Raw genomic sequence first — 18,004 nt, 5'->3', positions numbered from 1 at the left:
TCTAATTTTAACCCGTTTTTTTATACAATAATTTTAAGTTATAACGTTTTAATGTTAAATTTCAATTTATTGAGGGTAATGTACGTATAGGTACTTAATTAAGTCGAATTTAGATAGTGCGAAGCCAAATTTTAATTGTCCTTATTCATGTGCTGAGTTTGTTCAGCATCGCATCGGCATTTGCACAAACGCCATCACGCACGGTAGAGGGGTTGGTGGTGGACAGTACCGGTCTTGGCTTAAAGGGTGTTTCCGTCAGACTTGTCAGTTCGCTGGATAGCATGACCACGTCCACAAATAAGGATGGCTTCTATACGTTTAACAATGTCCAGGGCAAAAATCTGCATATCACATACAGCATGTTGGGTTTTCAGATTGTAAGCCGTAGTGTGTCCGCGAATCCATTTATCAATCAGCAATTTATTCCGCAGGTGACCATGCAGACCCAGACCACCTTAATCCCTGAGGTGCGTGTTGTCCGGGTGATTCCCATAATTGAACGGGGAGATACCATTCAGTTTAACTTAAAAGGCTTTGATATTCCGCCCAATTCTTTGTTGGAGGCGGCCTTGCGGCAATTGCCCGGATTCCAAGTGCTTCGCGATGGTACCACGTTCTACAATGGTGAGCCCATCAAAGGGGTAAAAGTGGATGGCAAACTGTTTTTTGGCGGAGACCTCCTCACGGCGACGCAGAATCTACCCTCCAATTTCGTTCGGCAGATCGAGGTGATCAATGATTATGGCGAGCTCGCGGCAGCAAAAGGTATTAAGGATACCAAACCTGAAAAAATAATTAACATCGTCCTGGAGGATGATAAGAAACAGATAATCTTTGGAAATGCAACGGCTGGAGCGGGAACTCTGGATCGGTATATCGCCAGTTTGGGGATCAATAGGTATGATAACGGTAGGCAGCTTTCCATTATCGGTTCCATGAACAATACCAATACCAATCTGTTCAGCTTTGGTAGTCCCGATGGCAGCAATAGCCGTTCGGCTGACCTGACGGATGTCGGGGATTTTTCCGATCAGGCCGACGGTCTGAACCGGGTGTCCAATTTCAACCTTTCTTTTGTGGATACCATAGGTAGCCGCATGAGCATCTCCGGCGTTTATAATTATCAGAACAAACAGAACAAGACGGAGGGTAGCTCCCTAATGACTTCTTCCTATTCGGATTATAAGATCAATAAACGAGAGAACTTCTTCAGTAAGACCGATGATAACATCCATCGCCTGCAATTGAATTTCAAGGCGAAATTCAAGAATAACGATGAATTGTCCATTCGTCCTGAACTGGGATACTCTTACGGTGTAAACCGGATATTCAAGGAATCTGCACTTTCCAACCGAAAAATCCGTGACGTCGGCCATCGCCAGGATACCACCAACAGCAGTACCCCTACGGCTACCCTGGAAATGATCTATTCCAAACATTTCGAGAAAAAGGGCAGAAGATTAGTGGGATTATTTAAGTATAACTACCAATCGACCACCAAGGATGATTTTATCCTGGAGAACTTTATCAGTTACGATTCCACCACCACTGAACCTACCATTCGGAGGTTCCAGCAGCGCCAATATGTGGACTCCAAGAACGATATGTCGGGCATAAATGCCTCCATTTCCTATGTGGAGCCGTTTTTCGAAAACAGCTTGCTGGAGGTGAAACACGATATGGAAATCAATAGGATCGAAGCCAGGCGCCTTGTTTATGATCCGCTATCACTTGACGGTGGACTCGTAGATTCCCTCGGCTTGGATTATGCCTATGAATTCAAATCTTTTAAGACAGGTCTGAATTACCAGTACGAACCCAACAAGCGTTTTCGGGTCAATATGGATTTTACGGTCCAACCCGTCATGTTGCAGGGAAGGGTGCAGGGAGATACCACGCTGTATGACTATGACAATGTCAATCTGGTGCCTTCCACCACCATTCGTTACAAGTTCAAGAACGACTATGAGGTTTTGTTTTCCTATTTGGGGATGACCATACAGCCGAATTTCCTACATATCTCGCCTGTGCGCAATACCACCAACTCGCGGAATATTATTGTGGGGAATCCATCCCTGAAGGCAGAATTTTCCAATAAATTTGCCGCTTCCCTCAGTAAGTTTATTCCGAACAGGATGCAATATTTCCAGACGGATCTTTCCTACACCTTTATCTCCAATAAAATTGTCGGCTCGAAGTTCTCTCTTGCGAATGAAACCATTCAGCAAACGACCTTTGAGAACACCGATGGATATTACGAATTGAAATGGGGCTATCAGTTTGACTCACCTATTTTCAACGATGATTTCAGCTTGAATATATTGGGGAACCTGGATTATTACAACAACCTATCCTTTGTCAATCATGAACAGAGCACGACCAAGCAGTTGCTGTACAACCAGAATCTTCAGCTTCGGTACAACTGGAGTGAATATTTTGAATCGGTCTTCAATACGAATTATTTCCTGAACCGGGCCGTATATGACCTGCCCTATAAAAATGAGATTGCCGCCCATTCCTTTCTTTTGAGTTTGGCCGGCCGTGGTTATATTAACGACCAATGGATGTTGGGTGCAGAAATGTCTCAGAAATTCTATGACGGTTATGTCCGTGAATTGAGCGATGTAAACCCGACGATCATAAATACCTACGTGCAGTACAGTTTTTTAAAGAATAGATTAGCTACGGTACGCTTACAATGCAACGACCTGATGGATCAGAACAAGAATGTGGGTGTATTGACTGAATATGTGGGTAATGACGTCTTTGAGTCCAGGAACAACAGGTTGGGGCGTTATTTTATGCTTTCCTTGAACCTACGATTACAATCATTTCCAAAGAAACAGCGATGAGAGCAGCAAGAATGAACGGATTTGGCGGCCCTGAGGTCTTTGACGTGGTCGAACTTCCGGGGTTAAAACCAGGGATCGGGGAGGTGTTGATTGCCGTAGCTGCGGCAGGCATCAACCGGCCCGATGTTTTCCAGCGTAAAGGGAATTACCCGGCACCGTCAGGCGTTCCTGCTGATATTCCTGGGCTTGAAATTTCCGGAATCGTGCAGGAGGTGGGTGAAGGAGTAGAAGATCTGCAAGTTGGAGATGCTGTGATGGCCTTGCTGGCGGGTGGTGGATATGCCACGGAGGCAGTGGTACCAGCCGACCATTGCATCCTGAAGCCTGAAATGCTAAGCTTCGAAGAAGCTGCTGCAATTCCGGAAACCACCTATACCGTATGGCATAATCTTTTCGAACGTGGTCACTTGGCCAAAAATGAACGCGTATTGATTCATGGAGGTACTGGAGGGATCGGAACAACAGCCATCCAACTGGCCAAGGCGATTGGCGCGGAGGTGATTACTACGGTGGGTTCTGCGGAGAAAAAGGAGATTGCACTAAGCTTGGGTGCTGATCTAGTGCTGAACTATCAGGAAGAGGATTTCGCATCGGTATTAAAAGAGTCGGGAGTCGATGTAGTATTGGATAGCATTGGCGGTGACTACTTTGCCAAACATTTGGATATCCTTCGTCCCGATGGGAGGTTAGTCCACATCAATGCCGTACAGGGAGCAAAAGTGGAGTTGAACCTGTTAAAGATGATGCAAAAGCGAATCACCATAACGGGATCTACCTTGCGTGCACGGGATAAGTCGTTCAAGACCCAACTAACTCGCGCTGTTGTAACACATGTTTTACCCTTGATTGAGCGTGGTGAATTTAAGCCGCTGATCAATCGGGTTTATCCACTTTCGGCCGTTTCGGAAGCACATGCCTATTTTGAAACTGCGGATCAATATGGCAAAATAGTGCTCAATATGAAAAGCTAAAAGTATTTAGCTTACCGACGTGCTAAATTTTTTCCTATATTTAGCCTATTGATAATAACCTATTCAAAAACATATGAACTTAAAATTTCTTGTGACAGCAGTTTTGATTGGTGGTACCGTTCTTTCGGGTTTTGCTCAGAAAATCGGGAAGGTGGATAAGCCTTTGGATTTGGTGAGCACCTTGGTGGGAACCCAATCAACGTATTTCCTGTCCAGCGGAAATACCTATCCTGCCGTGGCTTTGCCTTGGGGGATGAATTTCTGGAGCCCACAGACAGGTAAGATGGGTGACGGGTGGATGTACACCTATACCGCTGAGAAAATCCGTGGTATAAAACAGACGCATCAGCCATCTCCATGGATGAACGACTACGGTCAATTTTCCATTATGGCCATGGTCGGCAATAAAACCTTTGACCAGGACAAGCGATCCAGCTATTTCTCCCACAAAGCTGAAGTGGCCAGACCGCATTACTATTCGGTCTATTTGGCGGATTATGATACCAAAGTAGAGCTGACGCCGACAGAAAGGGCGTCCTACTTCCGTTTCACTTTCCCAAAGACAGATTCAGCTTACGTGTTGATCGATGCCTTCGATAAGGGATCTTACGTTGAAGTTATTCCCCAAGAGCAGAAGATCATTGGTTACAGCACCAAGAACAGCGGGGGAGTGCCTAAGAACTTCAAGAATTATTACGTCATGACCTTTGATAAGCCATTTGCGAACGTGGCAACCTTTGCGGACTCTGTGCTAACGGACGGCCGCTATAAGATCCAAGCGGACCATGTCGGTGCGATCGTCGGGTTCCAGAACGCCAATGCCGGTGATCAGGTACTCATGAAAGCGGCATCATCCTTTATAAGTCCGGAACAGGCCGAGCTTAACCTGAAGGAATTGGACGGTGTTACCTTTGATGAACAGGTAGAGAAGGGCGCAGATATTTGGAATACGGAGTTGGGTAAGATTCAGGTAGAAGGTGGTACGATCGATCAGATGCGTATTTTCTATTCTTCCCTTTACCGTTCGCTATTATTCCCGCGCATGTTCTATGAAATCGATGCCAACGGAAATGTGATGCATTATTCTCCATACAATGGCGAAGTGTTGCCGGGGTATATGTTCACGGATACAGGCTTCTGGGATACCTTCCGCGCCTTATTTCCGTTCTTGAACCTCATGTACCCGGAGGTGAACCTGAAGATGCAGGAAGGTTTGGCAAATGCCTACCGGGAAAGCGGCTGGTTGCCGGAATGGGCAAGCCCTGGATTGCGGAACGTGATGGTCGGTAATAACTCGGCTTCGGTTGTGGCGGACGCGTGGGTAAAAGGCGTTCGATCCAAGGATATCGAGACCTTATATGAAGCTGTGCTTCATGGTGCCAATAATGCTGGCCCCTTAACCGCTGTGGGCCGTGCTGGTGCCGATTACTATAAGGAATTGGGGTATGTACCTTATGATGTCAAGATCAATGAAAATGCAGCTCGTACGCTGGAATATGCCTATGATGATTTTTCCATTTATCAATTGGCAAAAGCATTGGGTAAATCAAAGGAAGATCAAGAGCTCTACAAGAAAAGAGCGTATAACTACGAGAAGCTGTTTGACCCAGCAACTGGATTGATGCGCGGCAAGAATAAGGACGGATCATGGTCCAATCCATTTAATCCCTTCAAATGGGGTGACGCCTTTACGGAAGGGAACAGCTGGCATTACAGTTGGTCGGTCTTCCAGGATGTTGAAGGATTGGCGAAGTTAATGGGAGGCCACCAGGCGATGGAAATTAAGTTGGATTCTGTATTCACCTTGCCACCGGTTTTTGACGACAGCTATTATGGATTCCCGATCCATGAAATCCGTGAAATGCAGATCGCCAATATGGGGCAATATGCGCATGGCAATCAGCCGATCCAACACATGATCTACCTATACAACCACGTAGGTGCACCATGGAAAGCACAATATTGGATTCGTGAAACCATGAACAGAATGTATTCTCCCAACCCTGATGGATATTGTGGGGATGAGGACAACGGACAGACTTCAGCGTGGTATGTATTCTCGGCTTTGGGATTCTATCCGGTTACACCGGCAACGGATGAGTATGTCATCGGTTCTCCGATTTTCGATAAGATCACCATGCACCTGAGCAACGGGAAAACCATTCAGATCGAAACTAAAAACAACTCCGATCAGAACCGGTATATCCAGAACCTGAAATGGAACGGCAAGAACTACACAAAGAACTTCTTGAACCATAGCGAACTGGTCAAAGGTGCCAACCTCACATTTGATATGGGCGCAGAACCCAACAAGCAAAGGGGAGTGAACAAAGCAGACCTACCATTCTCCATGAGTAAGGACGACAAATAGTCAAACAACATAAGAAAAGGGCAAACTTCAACAGTTCGCCCTTTTTATTTATATGATTCCATCAAAAAAAACACCTTCCCATTTGGTCCCTTTCGTCCATGATTTCCAAATGAACAACCCCAATAACCTTTCCCGCACCCATAGGTCTTAATACTTCATAATAACTACTACCTACTAAAAAACGAACAGGCCTGAATTTATTTCAGTTATTATACCATATCTCCAAATCTCCACATGAACACCCCCTAATAACCTTTCCCGCACCCATAGGTCTTAATACTTCATACTAACAACTACCTACTAAAAAAATAGAGGTCTGAATTTATCACTGTTATTATACCACATCTCCAAATCTCCACAAGAACACCCCCCCCATAACCTTTCCCGCACCCATAGGTCTTAATACTTCATACTAACTACTATCTACTAAAAAACAAATAGGCCTGAATTTATTTCAGTTATTATACCACATCTCCAAATCTCCACATGAACACCCCCCCCAAAAAAATTACCTTTCCCGCCCCCATAGGTCTTAATACTTCATACTAACTACTATCTACTAAAAAACAAACAGGCCTGAATTTATTTCAGGCCTGTTTGTTTTTTATCGGCTATGTAGATTAAAAATCATCATCATCGTCATCAAAATCATCAAATCCTCCAATAGAGTCGATATCATCTAATCCGAATTCATCATCGTCTTCAAAGATATCATCATCGTCATCAGGACCGTTGAAGTTGAGTACGCGCTCATCAACCATTACCTCTGTTTCAAATTCTTGCATTGTAGCCATGTTGTTAATTATGATATTGTCGTTTGTTATGTAAAATTAGATAAGAAAATCCAATTGCTAAATTTTTTTTGAAAAAAATAAAACAATCTGGTTATCGCGTCCCATAGCCCTTATATACCTATTTTTTAGCGTTAGTTTCGCTTTGTAACAGACAGCTAAAAATGTTTAAAATTCAGGAATCAAGATGGCTAATTTCAGCGGCATGCTGAACAATTATAACCTTACCGTAAATGTTTTTGCAAGTATTGATTTTTCCTATATCCGAACGTACGCGCGGAAAATAAAAAAGACACCTGAAAGGTGCCTTGCTTATGTTTTCATGATTAGCTTATGCTGGTTTATTCCACGATTTCGCCAATGGAATTTTCTTCAGCAACAATATCCTTCAATTGCGGGAGATCCTTCGTGCTGGAGAGACCGAAATGGTTCATGAATTCCGCACTGGTGGCATAGAGTAGGGGTTTACCGATGGATTCTGACTTACCAGCAATCTGAATCAATCCTTTCTCCAACAATCGCTGGATGGAATAGTCACAGTTTACACCACGGATCTGCTCTACCTCCAACTTTGTAATGGGCTGCCTGTATGCAATGATTGCCAAGGTTTCCAACGCTGCCTGGCTCAGTTTTTTCTTCTCCTTATGTATCTGTAGTTGGTTGATGGCATCGTGGTATTCAGGCTTGGTCAGGAACTGTAGATTGTCGTTTATACTCACCAAGGCCATTGGGTAATCGGCAGATTCGTATTTGGCTTTTAATTTGCCCACGAATTCCGCAAGCTCCACTTTGCTGATCTCAATGGCTAAAGCGTCCTGCAATACCTCGCGTAGGTCCTTCTGAGAAATACCTTCGGCAGAGGCAAAAATGATCGCTTCGATATTTAAAATGATATCCTTCAATGTCTAGTAATTTATGACCTGTTCTTCCATCTGCTCAGGGAGCTCACGGAATTTGTAGGTCTGCGTCCTTAACTGCGGTTCAAAGCCAGCTTCGGTAATGGCATCCTGTATGGATTTGGAGGTGAAGCGATGTGGCGCTCCTGCTGCAGATACAACATTCTCTTCAATCATGATGGATCCAAAGTCATTGGCACCTGCATGCAAACAGATCTGTGCGGTTTGCTTGCCTACGGTTAACCAGGAAGCCTGGATATTTTTGATATTCGGCAGCATGATCCGGCTAAGGGCAATCATACGGATGTATTCATCCGCGGTAACATCGTTCGTGATTCCACGCAGACGTTTCAATAGGGTACCATCATCCTGGAAAGGCCAAGGAATAAAGGCGATAAAACCATGTGCATCGGCAGGTTTTTCGTGTTGTACTTCACGGATCCAAACCAAGTGCTCAAAACGCTCTTCCAATGTTTCGATATGGCCGAACATCATGGTTGCGGATGTCGGCAAATTGATCTTATGTGCAGCACGCATAACATCCAGCCATTCCTGTCCGCCACATTTGCCCTTGGATATCAATCGGCGAACCCGGTCGTTCAGAATTTCAGCTCCCGCTCCCGGAAGGGAGTCCAAACCGGCTTCCTTCATGGCCGTTAGTACCTCGAGATGGCTCATTCCTTCCAACTTGGCCACATGCGCGATCTCTGGCGGGCCTAAGGAATGCAGCTTCAGCGTAGGATATAGGTCCTTCAATTGCTTGAATAGATTGGTATAGAAGGAAAGTCCCAGGTCTGGGTGATGACCGCCTTGCAATAAGAGTTGGTCACCGCCGTAGCGGAAGGTCTCTTCGATTTTCTGTTTGTAAGTTTCGATATCGGTGATGTAGCTTTCTTCGTGGCCTGGGCGTCTGAAGAAATTACAGAATTTACAGTTGGCGATGCATACATTGGTCGTGTTGACATTTCGGTCGATCTGCCAGGTCACTTTCCCATGGGGCACCTGTATTTTACGGAGCTCATTTGCCACAAAAGCCAAATCGGCAGTCGCAGCTTCCTTATATAAGAATATGCCTTCTTCTTTGCTCAAAAACTCAAAGTTCAGGGCGCGCTCTAATAATTTGTTTACATTCATCTAATAACAAAGATACATAGCTTTTTAGTAAATAGAAAGTAATAAACAGCCTTTGGTACCCCTAATTTGCAAACCATTTCATCAGCAAAATTTACATTTCCGAAAGGACTATTTAGACGAAGGAACTTCACCTAGACCATCCCGGAAAATTAAGTGTTTATTTTCTGATTTATAAAAACTTAACAGTCAGCTTGTTTGTTTACCTGTAAATGAGGTTTAAGTTTACTTTTTGTTAACCAAAACATAATGTAACAGAACATAAAAAATCTTATTTTTAATTGACAAAGGAGGTTATCTATGAGCCATGACACGATACTGATTGAACGTACTTATCCCATTTCTACGCCTGCCCTCTGGCAAGCTATGACCGATAAACAGAAGCTGAAGGAATGGTTCTTTGAAATCCCTGATTTCTCTACCAACGTAGGAGATGAATTTGAATTTTCAAAATCCGACAAATCTCCGAATCATCTGCACCACTGTGAGGTTTTGGAAGTCATTCCCAACCAATTGTTCAAATTTTCCTGGCGGCATCCCAAACAGACTAAAGGCATATCAGTGATCTCTTGGCAATTTATACCGCGGATGGGGGCTACCACTTTGCGTCTGGTTCATGAAGGGCTGGAACACTTTAAGGATGCTGGTGAAGAATACAGCCAAGCTAAGTTTGAATCGGGATGGGAACGGATCTTAGGTGAAGGTTTGAATAAATTCGTCAATAAACTTTAAAATTTTTTGTTTTCTCATTTTGAATAGTGTATAATTTTAAGTTAAATTTGAGCAGCTCATTTTCCTATAACGAGTTGCCAATTTAAATTATACATGAGAAAAATATTTTCTAGCCTCTACGTGCAGGTCATCCTCGGAATCGTCGTCGGAATTCTTTGTGGTGTCTTCTTTCCCGATTTTGCAGTTAAATTAAAGCCTTTGGGCGATGGGTTTATCAAATTGATCAAGATGGTCATTGCACCACTGATCTTCAGCTCCATTGTCATCGGTATTGCCGGAATGCAGGATGTGAAGAAAGTCGGTAAAATCGGCTTGACTTCCATCATCTATTTCGAGATCATGACGACTATTGCCCTGATCATTGGGTTGATTTTTGTCAATTTGATCCAGCCCGGAACGGGAATGAATGTCGATCCTGCATCCTTGGATCCCAATGCGGTTAGTCAATACGTCAAACAGTCTGAAGAGCACAAAAGTCTAATGGACTTTATCCTCAGTATTATTCCCGATAACGTAATTGCCGCCGTGGCTTCCGATAACCTGCTGCAGGTTTTGGTTTTTGCGGTACTATTTGGGATTGGTTTGACCAAGATCGGCCACAGACATGCCGAACCTGTTATCAATGTCCTCCAATCCTTTCTGAAGGCTATTTTTGCGGTTATCAAGATGATCATGTACTTGGCACCGATCGGAGCGATGGGAGCAATGGGGTTCACGATAGGAAAATATGGTCTCGAAGCGCTATCCTCACTGGGCATGCTGATGGTCAGTTTTTACCTGACCTGTATAATCTTCATTGTGGTTGTTATTGGTGCTGTCCTTCATTTCTATGTTAAGGTCAGTATTTTTAAGCTGCTCAAATACATCAAAGAGGAATTGTTGATCGTATTGGGTACTTCCTCATCAGAATCTGCATTGCCGGGATTGATGCAGAAGTTGGAAGATGCCGGTTGTTCGAAACCCATCGTCGGACTTGTCATTCCAACAGGTTACTCCTTTAACCTGGATGGAACCTGTATATACCTGACCATGGCGGCCGTGTTTATCTCGCAAGCCCTCAACATGCACCTGAGCCTGGAACAGGAAATCGTGCTGTTGCTGGTCCTCTTGCTGACCTCCAAAGGAGCCGCCGGGGTAACCGGCAGTGGCTTCGTAACCTTAGCTGCTACATTACCCGTTGTGGGGCATGTGCCGGTTGAAGCCGTAGGGTTGATCCTGGGAATTGACCGTTTTATGAGCGAAGCCCGTGCACTGACCAATATAGTCGGGAATGCGGCAGCAACACTGGTCGTCGCTAAATATGAAAAGGGATTGGATGAAGTGCAACTGAAGCAAACATTGGAAAGCTCCGATAAACCAAATTCTCTCACATAAATTTCAATATTTTTGAAACAAAAATCCATTTAATTTAGTTGTTAACGTGATTCTACTTCTCTCTCATGAAGTAGCGCTAATAATTAATTTTCAAATTAAATGGATTTAAAATCTAATGAACCTTTTTGGTTGATTAAAAATGGTTTGCTCGGCAGTTATCCTTCCCTTCGGGAGGATACGTCCTGCGAGGTCCTGATTATAGGAGCCGGAATTACTGGAAGTTTGATTGCACATCAATGTATTAAAGATGGATACGATACGATTGTAATCGATAAGCGTGAAGTTGTCAATGGAAGCTCCAGTGCAACGACTTCCATGCTGCAATATGAGATCGATACCCCATTGTATGAATTGCGTGAGATGATCGGTACCCATGGTGCCGACCTCAGTTACCAAGCCTGTTCAAAAGCAATTGATGACTTGGGCGAGATTGCCAAGGATATCAAATCCAATGCAGGTTTCCGCACCAAGGATTCCCTGTATTATGCATCCCGCAAAAAGGATGTCGCTTGGTTGGAGAAGGAATACGATGCCCGTAAGGAAGCGGGATTTACAGTCGAATGGTTGGAACCGTCTACTATCCAAAAGAAATTCAAAATTCAGGATGCCCACGGTGGTATTCTTTCCAAACAAGGGGCTAGTGTCGATGCATTCTGCCTTGCCCATGAAATCCTGCATTATAATGAAAAAAAAGGGCTTCGGATTTTCGATAAGACCGAAATGACCAAAGTGGAGGAGAAGCGAGGCTTTAATTTGGTCACGCTGGATAGTGGGTTCAAGATCAAGGCCAAGCATATTATCTATTGCGTAGGTTACGAAAGTGTAAACCTAATACCTGAGCATTTTGTCGATCTGTTGAGCACTTTTGCCATTGTTTCCGAAATCAATCAGAACCTTTATCAAGAATATAATGATTACCTCATCTGGAATACAGCTGAACCGTACCTCTATATGCGGACAACGGATGATTGTCGCTTTCTGATCGGTGGGGAGGATGAGGAATTCCGTGATCCCCAGAAAAGAGATGAACTCATCGAAAAGAAATCCGAAAAATTGCTGAAGTCCTATGAGAAGGTTTTTGGCAACAAGGAATTTATCACCGACTTCCGTTGGGCGGGTACATTTGGCGAAACAAAGGATGGCTTGCCCTATATCGGGCCACATCCGGATTTTAAACGTTCCTATTTCGTACTTGGCTTCGGTGGGAACGGGATTACATTCTCCGTTACGGGAATGGAGATGGTCTCCGCTTGGTTAAAGGGAAATAAGCATCCCTTGGACCCTTATTTTGCATTCAGAAGATAAATTATACATAACTATAAATTTTACTGTCATGAAAAAAAAGAAAAATTCAGAAGTAAAGCAGATTGACGACCACGTTGTTGATAACAAGGATCGGGTGATGACCACAAATGATGGCGTTCCTGTTTTTGACAACAACAATACCTTAAAAGCGGGAAACCGCGGTCCTTCGTTGCAGCAGGACCATATTTTCTTTGATAAGCTGATGCACTTTGACCGTGAGCGGATTCCGGAGCGAGTGGTGCATGCACGTGGTTCGGGGGCACATGGTACTTTCGAGGCCACCGCAGATATAAGTTCCATTACGAGCGCAAATTTCTTGAAGAAGGGAACGGTGACTCCGGTTTTTGTTCGTTTCTCCACTGTTGCCGGATTTAAGGGATCGACGGATTTAGCACGCGATGTCCGCGGATTTTCCGTGAAGTTCTATACCCAGGAAGGAAATTATGACCTGGTAGGAAATAACATTCCCGTATTCTTTATCCAGGATGCAATGAACTTTCCCGATGTTGTCCATGCCGTAAAACCTGAACCCAACAATGAAATGCCCCAGGCTGCATCTGCGCACGATACATTCTGGGATTTTATCTCCCTGATGCCCGAGGCTGCCCATATGTCCATCTGGGTGATGTCCGACCGAGCCATTCCGCGTAGTTTACGGATGATGGAAGGATTTGGTGTTCATACCTTTAAATTTATCAATGAAGCAGGAAAAACAACCTTCGTGAAATTCCACTGGAAACCGAGGTTGGGGAAACATGCCGTGGCATGGAACGAGGCGCAGAAAATTTCCGGTTTTGATGCGGATTTCCACCGCCGGGACCTATGGGATGCCATCGAAAATGGCGATTTTCCACAATGGGACCTGGGCGTACAATTGATCCCTGAAGAGGATGAAATGAAATTCTCCTTCGATATCCTTGACCCGACCAAGATCATCCCCGAGGAATTGGTACCGGTACAGATTATCGGGACCATGACCCTGAATCGAAATCCAGAGAATTTCTTCGCTGAAACGGAACAGGCCGCTTTCGATCCGGGACGCTTGGTGCCTGGAATTGATTTCTCCGATGATCCGTTGTTACAGGGACGTATATTCTCGTACATGGACACCCAGAATTACCGCTTAGGAGGCCCTAACTTTCATGAGTTACCTATCAATAGACCGATCAACGGCAAGCATAACAATCAAAAAGATGGTTTTGCACGAATGGATATCCTGAAAGGCAATACCAGTTATTTTCCGAACAGTCAGGGCGGTGGCTGCCCATACCATGCCATGTTGAAAGGAGAGGTCGGGTATGAAACCGGCAAGCAGGAAGTACAGGGAAATAAGGTTCGCGAACGTTCGGATTCCTTTGCCGATCATTTTACCCAAGCCCGTTTATATTTCAATTCCTTAAGCCCCGAAGAACAGGATCATGTGATCAATGCCTTTAGCTTCGAGCTTTCAAAAGTGAAAAATGAAGATATCCGGAAAAGAGAACTCGCCATATTAAATCAAGTGGATAAACATTTGGCCTCTTCGGTGGGAGATAATTTGGGCTTGACGCCAGCGAAATCGTTGGATCCTTTAACCCTGCAATTTGCCCGTCAGAATCATCCAAACTATCCGATCCAACCGAAAAAACCGGAAGTTGAGCGCTCTGAAGCGTTAAGTATGAAGGTGAAACCTGGAGAAGGGACAATCGTTAGCCGTAAGGTAGCATTTTTGGTCGATAACGGCGTGAGCAAAGCCTCTGTGGATAAGATGAAGAAAGCTTTGGAGAAAGAAGGAGCCATGCCTGTGCTGATTTCCAGTAAGGTGGGCAAGTTAACCTTTAAAGAAGGGGGAGAAGCTGAAATTCAACATACCTACCTGACAGACGCTTCCGTTGCTTTCGATGCATTCTATACGCCGGAAGGGGATTCCGTAGCCAAATTGGCCAAAAATCCCGATTACGTGCAATTTATCAATGAAGGTTTCAGACATTGTAAAGCATTGGCATTTGCCAAAGGTGCAGAAGAATTGGCAGCAAAATCTTTTATCGAAAAAGATGCAGGTGTCATTTTCGAATCTGCTGGCGATTTGACGGCCGACTTTATTGAACAGATGAAACAGCACCGTATTTGGGAAAGAGAGATGGACCGTAAGGTACCGTCCTAATCCAAATACCTATATAAAAGGAAAGAGGTTGACTTATTCAGTCAACCTCTAACTTTAAAAAGTTATCTCTTCAATTTCTGTCATGACTCTCGTCATATTTGAAAATCATAAATAACCTTTTTCTTACTTATATAACGACCTCACAGGACCAATATTGTGGAAGTGTTAATTTTATTTTAAAATTATATTAAGTGAATATGTAAGGTGTTGATATTCAGTGGTAAAAAATAAGAAATGATCTAATGCACAATTTAGTGTTCAACTGGATGAAGTGAAAGAGGTAAAACTGAAATAAGATCTCCAGAATATCTAAAAAATGAAAGAGGTTGACTTGTTCAGTCAACCTCTAACTTTAAAAAGTTATCTCTTCAATTTCTTTTATAACTCTCGTCATAGTTGAAAATCATAAATAACCTTTTTCTTACCTATATAACGCCTCCTAAAGACCAATATTGTGGAACCCTTAATTTTATTTTAATATTATATTAATATAAAATGGTAAGTAGTTGATATTCAGTCGGAAAAAAAATAATTATTTTTTTCAATTATTTACGGACTTTAATGTTTCCAGCTTTAGATAGGCGTAACTGGATACAAAAAGAAAGGGATTGACGTTTTCGATGTCAATCCCTTTTTTAAAAAGTTATCTTAACTTTTTCTTCCTGCCTTTTATTGCAAGGAATTAAAATAACCTCTTTAGTTCTATTATAACGCTGTAGTATCTTCAATATTGTTTAATATTTCATATTTATTTAATGTTATCTTAATCTTCGGTAGGAAATTAATGTTTGGTACTGAATTTGAAATTAAACCGTTTAGTATTTGTAACGTCTTAAAGGAGCACATGATAAACGAAAAAATGAAAAAAAACTATGTAACCAGAGCATTGCTACTGTTTAATACATTTAAGAATAGAAAATTAACGAACGAGGATATCACACTAGCAGAAACAAAAGCAGGCCATTTGGAAGGAAAAACGAATGAATTCAAGCTGTTGATAGCGATGATCAAGGATACTTTTGCGGGACGGTATAAGATGAATAAATGGAACATGTCCGTAATCGTCGGTACTATCCTGTATGTGGTGTCGCCATTGGATGCCATTCCGGATGTTATTCCAGTGTTGGGCTGGTTGGACGATGCTTCGATTGTTGGTTTCGCCATTTCGAAACTGGCCGATGAAATCGATCGTTACAGGAAATTCAAGCGTATGGGAACGCAGCATCTGATGGGGGAATAAATTCTCCTAAACGATTTTTAAGGCTGAAGGAAACTTCAGCCTTTTTCAATTTCCTTTTTATTCCCTAATTTTAGTCCGAGCAAGCCCATCGCCATGAAAAAATTACTAATCTTGATCTGTTTTGTCTTGTTTTCCATGCTACATCTGTATGCGCAGGAATCTGATTTATCCAAGTTGGATGAGGTAGTTGACCAATATTATCCGGATTCCCAAGCTCCCGGAATTATACTTCAGATCAGTAAATATGGAATGGGTACTGGATATGCAAAGGGCAGGGGAATAGCTAACCTGGAAACGGGAGAGCAGATCGATAGCCTCACCAATTTTAGGTTGGCGTCTGTCAGTAAGCAGTTCACAGCCTTGGCCGTCTTCCTATTGGAGGCTAATGGACAATTGAAATTAACCGATAAAATCAGAAAATACCTTCCAACGCTGCCCGAAGAAACGGCAAGTGTAGAGGTACAGCACCTTTTGAACCACAGTTCAGGACTGGTGGATTATGAAAACTATATTCCCGAAAACCAAAAGGAACAGTTAAGTGACCGATCCGTGCTGGAATTGATCAGCCGCATCGATTCTGTCTATTTCCCTGCGGGCCGCCAATTTCGCTATAGCAATACGGGCTATTGCCTATTGGCGTTGCTGGTGGAACAGGTTTCTGGTAAGTCCTATGCTGACTTTATGCGGGATGAGGTATTTCGGGAGTTGGACATGAAACACAGTCAAATTATGGTTCCCGGGGCACAGGTCCGAAATCGGGCGTATGGCTATCATTTAGAAAATGGGAAATTTACTTTTGCCGATCAAAGTATTACCAGCGCAACCAAGGGCGATGGGGGAGTCTATACCTCAGCATATGATTATGCCCGCGGTTCGACATCCTTGATTTATGCCCTGCAATTAGCTGAAGGTTTGGTGACGGAATACCCCAATTTATTTATGGAAGTCAAGCCCGGAATACGGTATGGTTTCGGATTCTTTTTTGGAAAGGACCAACACGGCGATCAGGTCCTGTTCCATTCCGGTGAAAGTACAGGTTTCCATAATGTGGTGTTGAACTTCCCGAACAAGAAATTGACCATTTCAGCATTTTCCAATCGGGACGACCTTCAGATAGCTCCATTCTTTCAGGATGTACTCCAAATATTGGAGGTTGATATACAGGGTATTGGAACAAATGACCTATTTACATGGTTGAGCAATGTCTATGCCCATCGGATTCATTAGTCAAATTCCTTAATGTCCTGAATGCGAAATCCATCTCCATTTTTGATCAGCGTAATCTCCCGGTGATAATCTGTCTGAAATTCACAGTCCGAAAGGAGTGCTTTTACTGTTAACTGTTTGCTATCAGCTTTCACCATGTCACAGGTCGATACAATAATATTTCCCCAATCCTGACCGGAAATGAGGAATCCCGAACCTATGCCGGCATGGGTGGTATTGTAGGTGTCTTTCCACTTTTTTTCAAAGTCCGCTTTGCTCAAGCTTCCATCCGTATCCAGATCGACATTGGTGGCGTCCATTTTGTATTGGAAGTATTCCGGAGTTGTCATTGCAGCCATCTTTTCCATACTGCCACCGGCGCTGAAATATTCGGCAACCTGTTGTTTTAGCCACCGGCAACCGGCGTCTTGCGTCAATGTACTTTCTGCGGATCCCTCCACAGGGGAATCTAGCGTATCCGTAGTAGCTTGCTTTACCTGTTTCGGGTTTTGGCACTGAATTGCACATAATGCGAGGAAGGCCAATAGGGGAAGGAGTTTTCTTTTCATCGTTTGCTGATTTGTTGAAGAAGGGTTAAAAGATCCACGTATATGCTGTTATTTCACATCCCTAGCCATGCTGCTTATCTTTCTGATGAGGCTCGATCCTGCAGAACTGAATTCGTAAAAGTCATGGAAATATACTTTGCCCTTGGTGAAGGTCAGGATTCCACTGGCTGCCGCATGTTTTCCATGGGTCAGGATTTGTTTTAATTCCAGCGCAGTGGCTTTGTTTTCCTTTATGGAGATGAGGAAATCTGTAACTTCTTGAATTCCTGTTAGTACCCGATCACCAATCATTTCCCAGGTGATGTCGTTATGGAAGTTTGCTTTAAGCGCATCCACATCTCCTTTTGCAAAAGCGATGTTCAAATCCCGGATTATTCTACGCTTAGGGGCATTGTCACAGTCGGAGGGTATGACGAGTTTCAT

14 protein-coding genes are annotated in these 18,004 nt (G+C 43.5%); 9 read left to right on the top strand and 5 right to left on the bottom strand.

Features of this window, described 5'->3' with window-relative positions; genetic code table 11:
• Window positions 1–116 precede the first annotated feature (116 nt).
• The 3 genes from G6N79_RS13055 (at window position 117) to G6N79_RS13045 (ending at window position 6,194) form a co-directional block, all read left to right on the top strand.
• On the top strand, window positions 117–2,852 hold the full coding sequence (locus G6N79_RS13055) for a TonB-dependent receptor (protein WP_103905315.1): 2,736 nt from the start codon (window positions 117–119) through the stop codon (window positions 2,850–2,852).
• Window positions 2,849–3,823: an NAD(P)H-quinone oxidoreductase gene (locus tag G6N79_RS13050; protein ID WP_103905316.1), complete on the top strand. Its 975-nt coding sequence runs from the start codon at window positions 2,849–2,851 to the stop codon at window positions 3,821–3,823. Before G6N79_RS13055 ends, G6N79_RS13050 begins: the two co-directional genes overlap by 4 nt.
• 73 nt (window positions 3,824–3,896) lie before the next feature.
• A complete protein-coding gene (locus G6N79_RS13045) occupies window positions 3,897–6,194 on the top strand; it encodes a GH92 family glycosyl hydrolase (protein ID WP_103905317.1) in 2,298 nt (765 codons plus the stop codon).
• A 620-nt stretch (window positions 6,195–6,814) separates the two neighbouring features.
• On the opposite strand, the gene G6N79_RS13040 is transcribed toward G6N79_RS13045, so the two are convergent.
• The 3 genes from G6N79_RS13040 to mqnC form a co-directional block, all read right to left on the bottom strand.
• Window positions 6,815–6,988, bottom strand: a complete 174-nt coding sequence (locus G6N79_RS13040) for a hypothetical protein (RefSeq protein ID WP_164527216.1) — start codon at window positions 6,986–6,988, stop codon at window positions 6,815–6,817.
• A 338-nt stretch (window positions 6,989–7,326) separates the two neighbouring features.
• Complete coding sequence (gene scpB / locus G6N79_RS13035; RefSeq protein WP_103905318.1) at window positions 7,327–7,887, bottom strand: SMC-Scp complex subunit ScpB; 561 nt, start codon at window positions 7,885–7,887, stop codon at window positions 7,327–7,329.
• A 3-nt stretch (window positions 7,888–7,890) separates the two neighbouring features.
• On the bottom strand, window positions 7,891–9,015 hold the full coding sequence (mqnC, locus tag G6N79_RS13030; RefSeq protein ID WP_103905319.1) for a cyclic dehypoxanthinyl futalosine synthase: 1,125 nt from the start codon (window positions 9,013–9,015) through the stop codon (window positions 7,891–7,893).
• 297 nt (window positions 9,016–9,312) lie between these two features.
• Here mqnC and G6N79_RS13025 point away from each other — a divergent pair, with 297 nt between their 5' ends.
• The 6 genes from G6N79_RS13025 to G6N79_RS13000 all read left to right on the top strand — a co-directional run bounded on the left by G6N79_RS13025 (window position 9,313) and on the right by G6N79_RS13000 (window position 17,033).
• Window positions 9,313–9,744 (top strand): SRPBCC family protein, encoded by a 432-nt coding sequence (locus tag G6N79_RS13025; protein WP_103905320.1) that lies wholly within the window; start codon window positions 9,313–9,315, stop codon window positions 9,742–9,744.
• A gap of 93 nt (window positions 9,745–9,837) precedes the next feature.
• Window positions 9,838–11,118, top strand: a complete 1,281-nt coding sequence (locus tag G6N79_RS13020; protein WP_103905321.1) for a dicarboxylate/amino acid:cation symporter — start codon at window positions 9,838–9,840, stop codon at window positions 11,116–11,118.
• A gap of 99 nt (window positions 11,119–11,217) precedes the next feature.
• Window positions 11,218–12,423 carry an NAD(P)/FAD-dependent oxidoreductase gene (locus tag G6N79_RS13015; RefSeq protein WP_103905322.1) on the top strand — a complete coding sequence of 402 codons (1,206 nt, stop codon included), beginning with the start codon at window positions 11,218–11,220 and terminating at the stop codon, window positions 12,421–12,423.
• A 28-nt stretch (window positions 12,424–12,451) separates the two neighbouring features.
• Window positions 12,452–14,566: a catalase gene (locus tag G6N79_RS13010; RefSeq protein ID WP_103905323.1), complete on the top strand. Its 2,115-nt coding sequence runs from the start codon at window positions 12,452–12,454 to the stop codon at window positions 14,564–14,566.
• Between the two features lie 859 nt (window positions 14,567–15,425).
• Window positions 15,426–15,806, top strand: a complete 381-nt coding sequence (locus G6N79_RS13005; protein WP_160003634.1) for a YkvA family protein — start codon at window positions 15,426–15,428, stop codon at window positions 15,804–15,806.
• Window positions 15,807–15,899: 93 nt separating this feature from the next.
• A complete protein-coding gene (locus tag G6N79_RS13000) occupies window positions 15,900–17,033 on the top strand; it encodes a serine hydrolase domain-containing protein (protein WP_103905325.1) in 1,134 nt (377 codons plus the stop codon).
• Here G6N79_RS13000 and G6N79_RS12995 read toward each other — a convergent pair.
• Complete coding sequence (locus G6N79_RS12995) at window positions 17,030–17,581, bottom strand: hypothetical protein (protein ID WP_103905326.1); 552 nt, start codon at window positions 17,579–17,581, stop codon at window positions 17,030–17,032. The genes G6N79_RS13000 and G6N79_RS12995 overlap by 4 nt on opposite strands.
• 48 nt (window positions 17,582–17,629) lie before the next feature.
• Window positions 17,630–18,004 carry a nuclear transport factor 2 family protein gene (locus G6N79_RS12990; protein ID WP_103905327.1) on the bottom strand — a complete coding sequence of 125 codons (375 nt, stop codon included), beginning with the start codon at window positions 18,002–18,004 and terminating at the stop codon, window positions 17,630–17,632.

It is taken from the genome of Sphingobacterium lactis (genome assembly GCF_011046555.1).
GTDB classification, from domain to species: Bacteria; Bacteroidota; Bacteroidia; order Sphingobacteriales; family Sphingobacteriaceae; genus Sphingobacterium; species Sphingobacterium lactis.
Note: the sequence above shows the minus strand (reverse complement) of the source record. Positions and strands in the feature narration are given on the sequence as shown.

Coding starts and splice junctions, on each gene's coding strand:
- G6N79_RS13025 (WP_103905320.1), top strand. CDS start 9,313: ATGAGCCATGACACGATACTGATTGAACGTACTTATCCCATTTCTACG.
- G6N79_RS13000 (WP_103905325.1), top strand. CDS start 15,900: ATGAAAAAATTACTAATCTTGATCTGTTTTGTCTTGTTTTCCATGCTA.
- G6N79_RS12995 (WP_103905326.1), bottom strand. CDS start 17,581: ATGAAAAGAAAACTCCTTCCCCTATTGGCCTTCCTCGCATTATGTGCA.
- G6N79_RS13010 (WP_103905323.1), top strand. CDS start 12,452: ATGAAAAAAAAGAAAAATTCAGAAGTAAAGCAGATTGACGACCACGTT.
- G6N79_RS13050 (WP_103905316.1), top strand. CDS start 2,849: ATGAGAGCAGCAAGAATGAACGGATTTGGCGGCCCTGAGGTCTTTGAC.
- G6N79_RS13045 (WP_103905317.1), top strand. CDS start 3,897: ATGAACTTAAAATTTCTTGTGACAGCAGTTTTGATTGGTGGTACCGTT.
- G6N79_RS13015 (WP_103905322.1), top strand. CDS start 11,218: ATGGATTTAAAATCTAATGAACCTTTTTGGTTGATTAAAAATGGTTTG.
- G6N79_RS12990 (WP_103905327.1), bottom strand. CDS start 18,004: ATGAAACTCGTCATACCCTCCGACTGTGACAATGCCCCTAAGCGTAGA.
- G6N79_RS13005 (WP_160003634.1), top strand. CDS start 15,426: ATGAAAAAAAACTATGTAACCAGAGCATTGCTACTGTTTAATACATTT.
- G6N79_RS13020 (WP_103905321.1), top strand. CDS start 9,838: ATGAGAAAAATATTTTCTAGCCTCTACGTGCAGGTCATCCTCGGAATC.
- G6N79_RS13040 (WP_164527216.1), bottom strand. CDS start 6,988: ATGGCTACAATGCAAGAATTTGAAACAGAGGTAATGGTTGATGAGCGC.
- mqnC (WP_103905319.1), bottom strand. CDS start 9,015: ATGAATGTAAACAAATTATTAGAGCGCGCCCTGAACTTTGAGTTTTTG.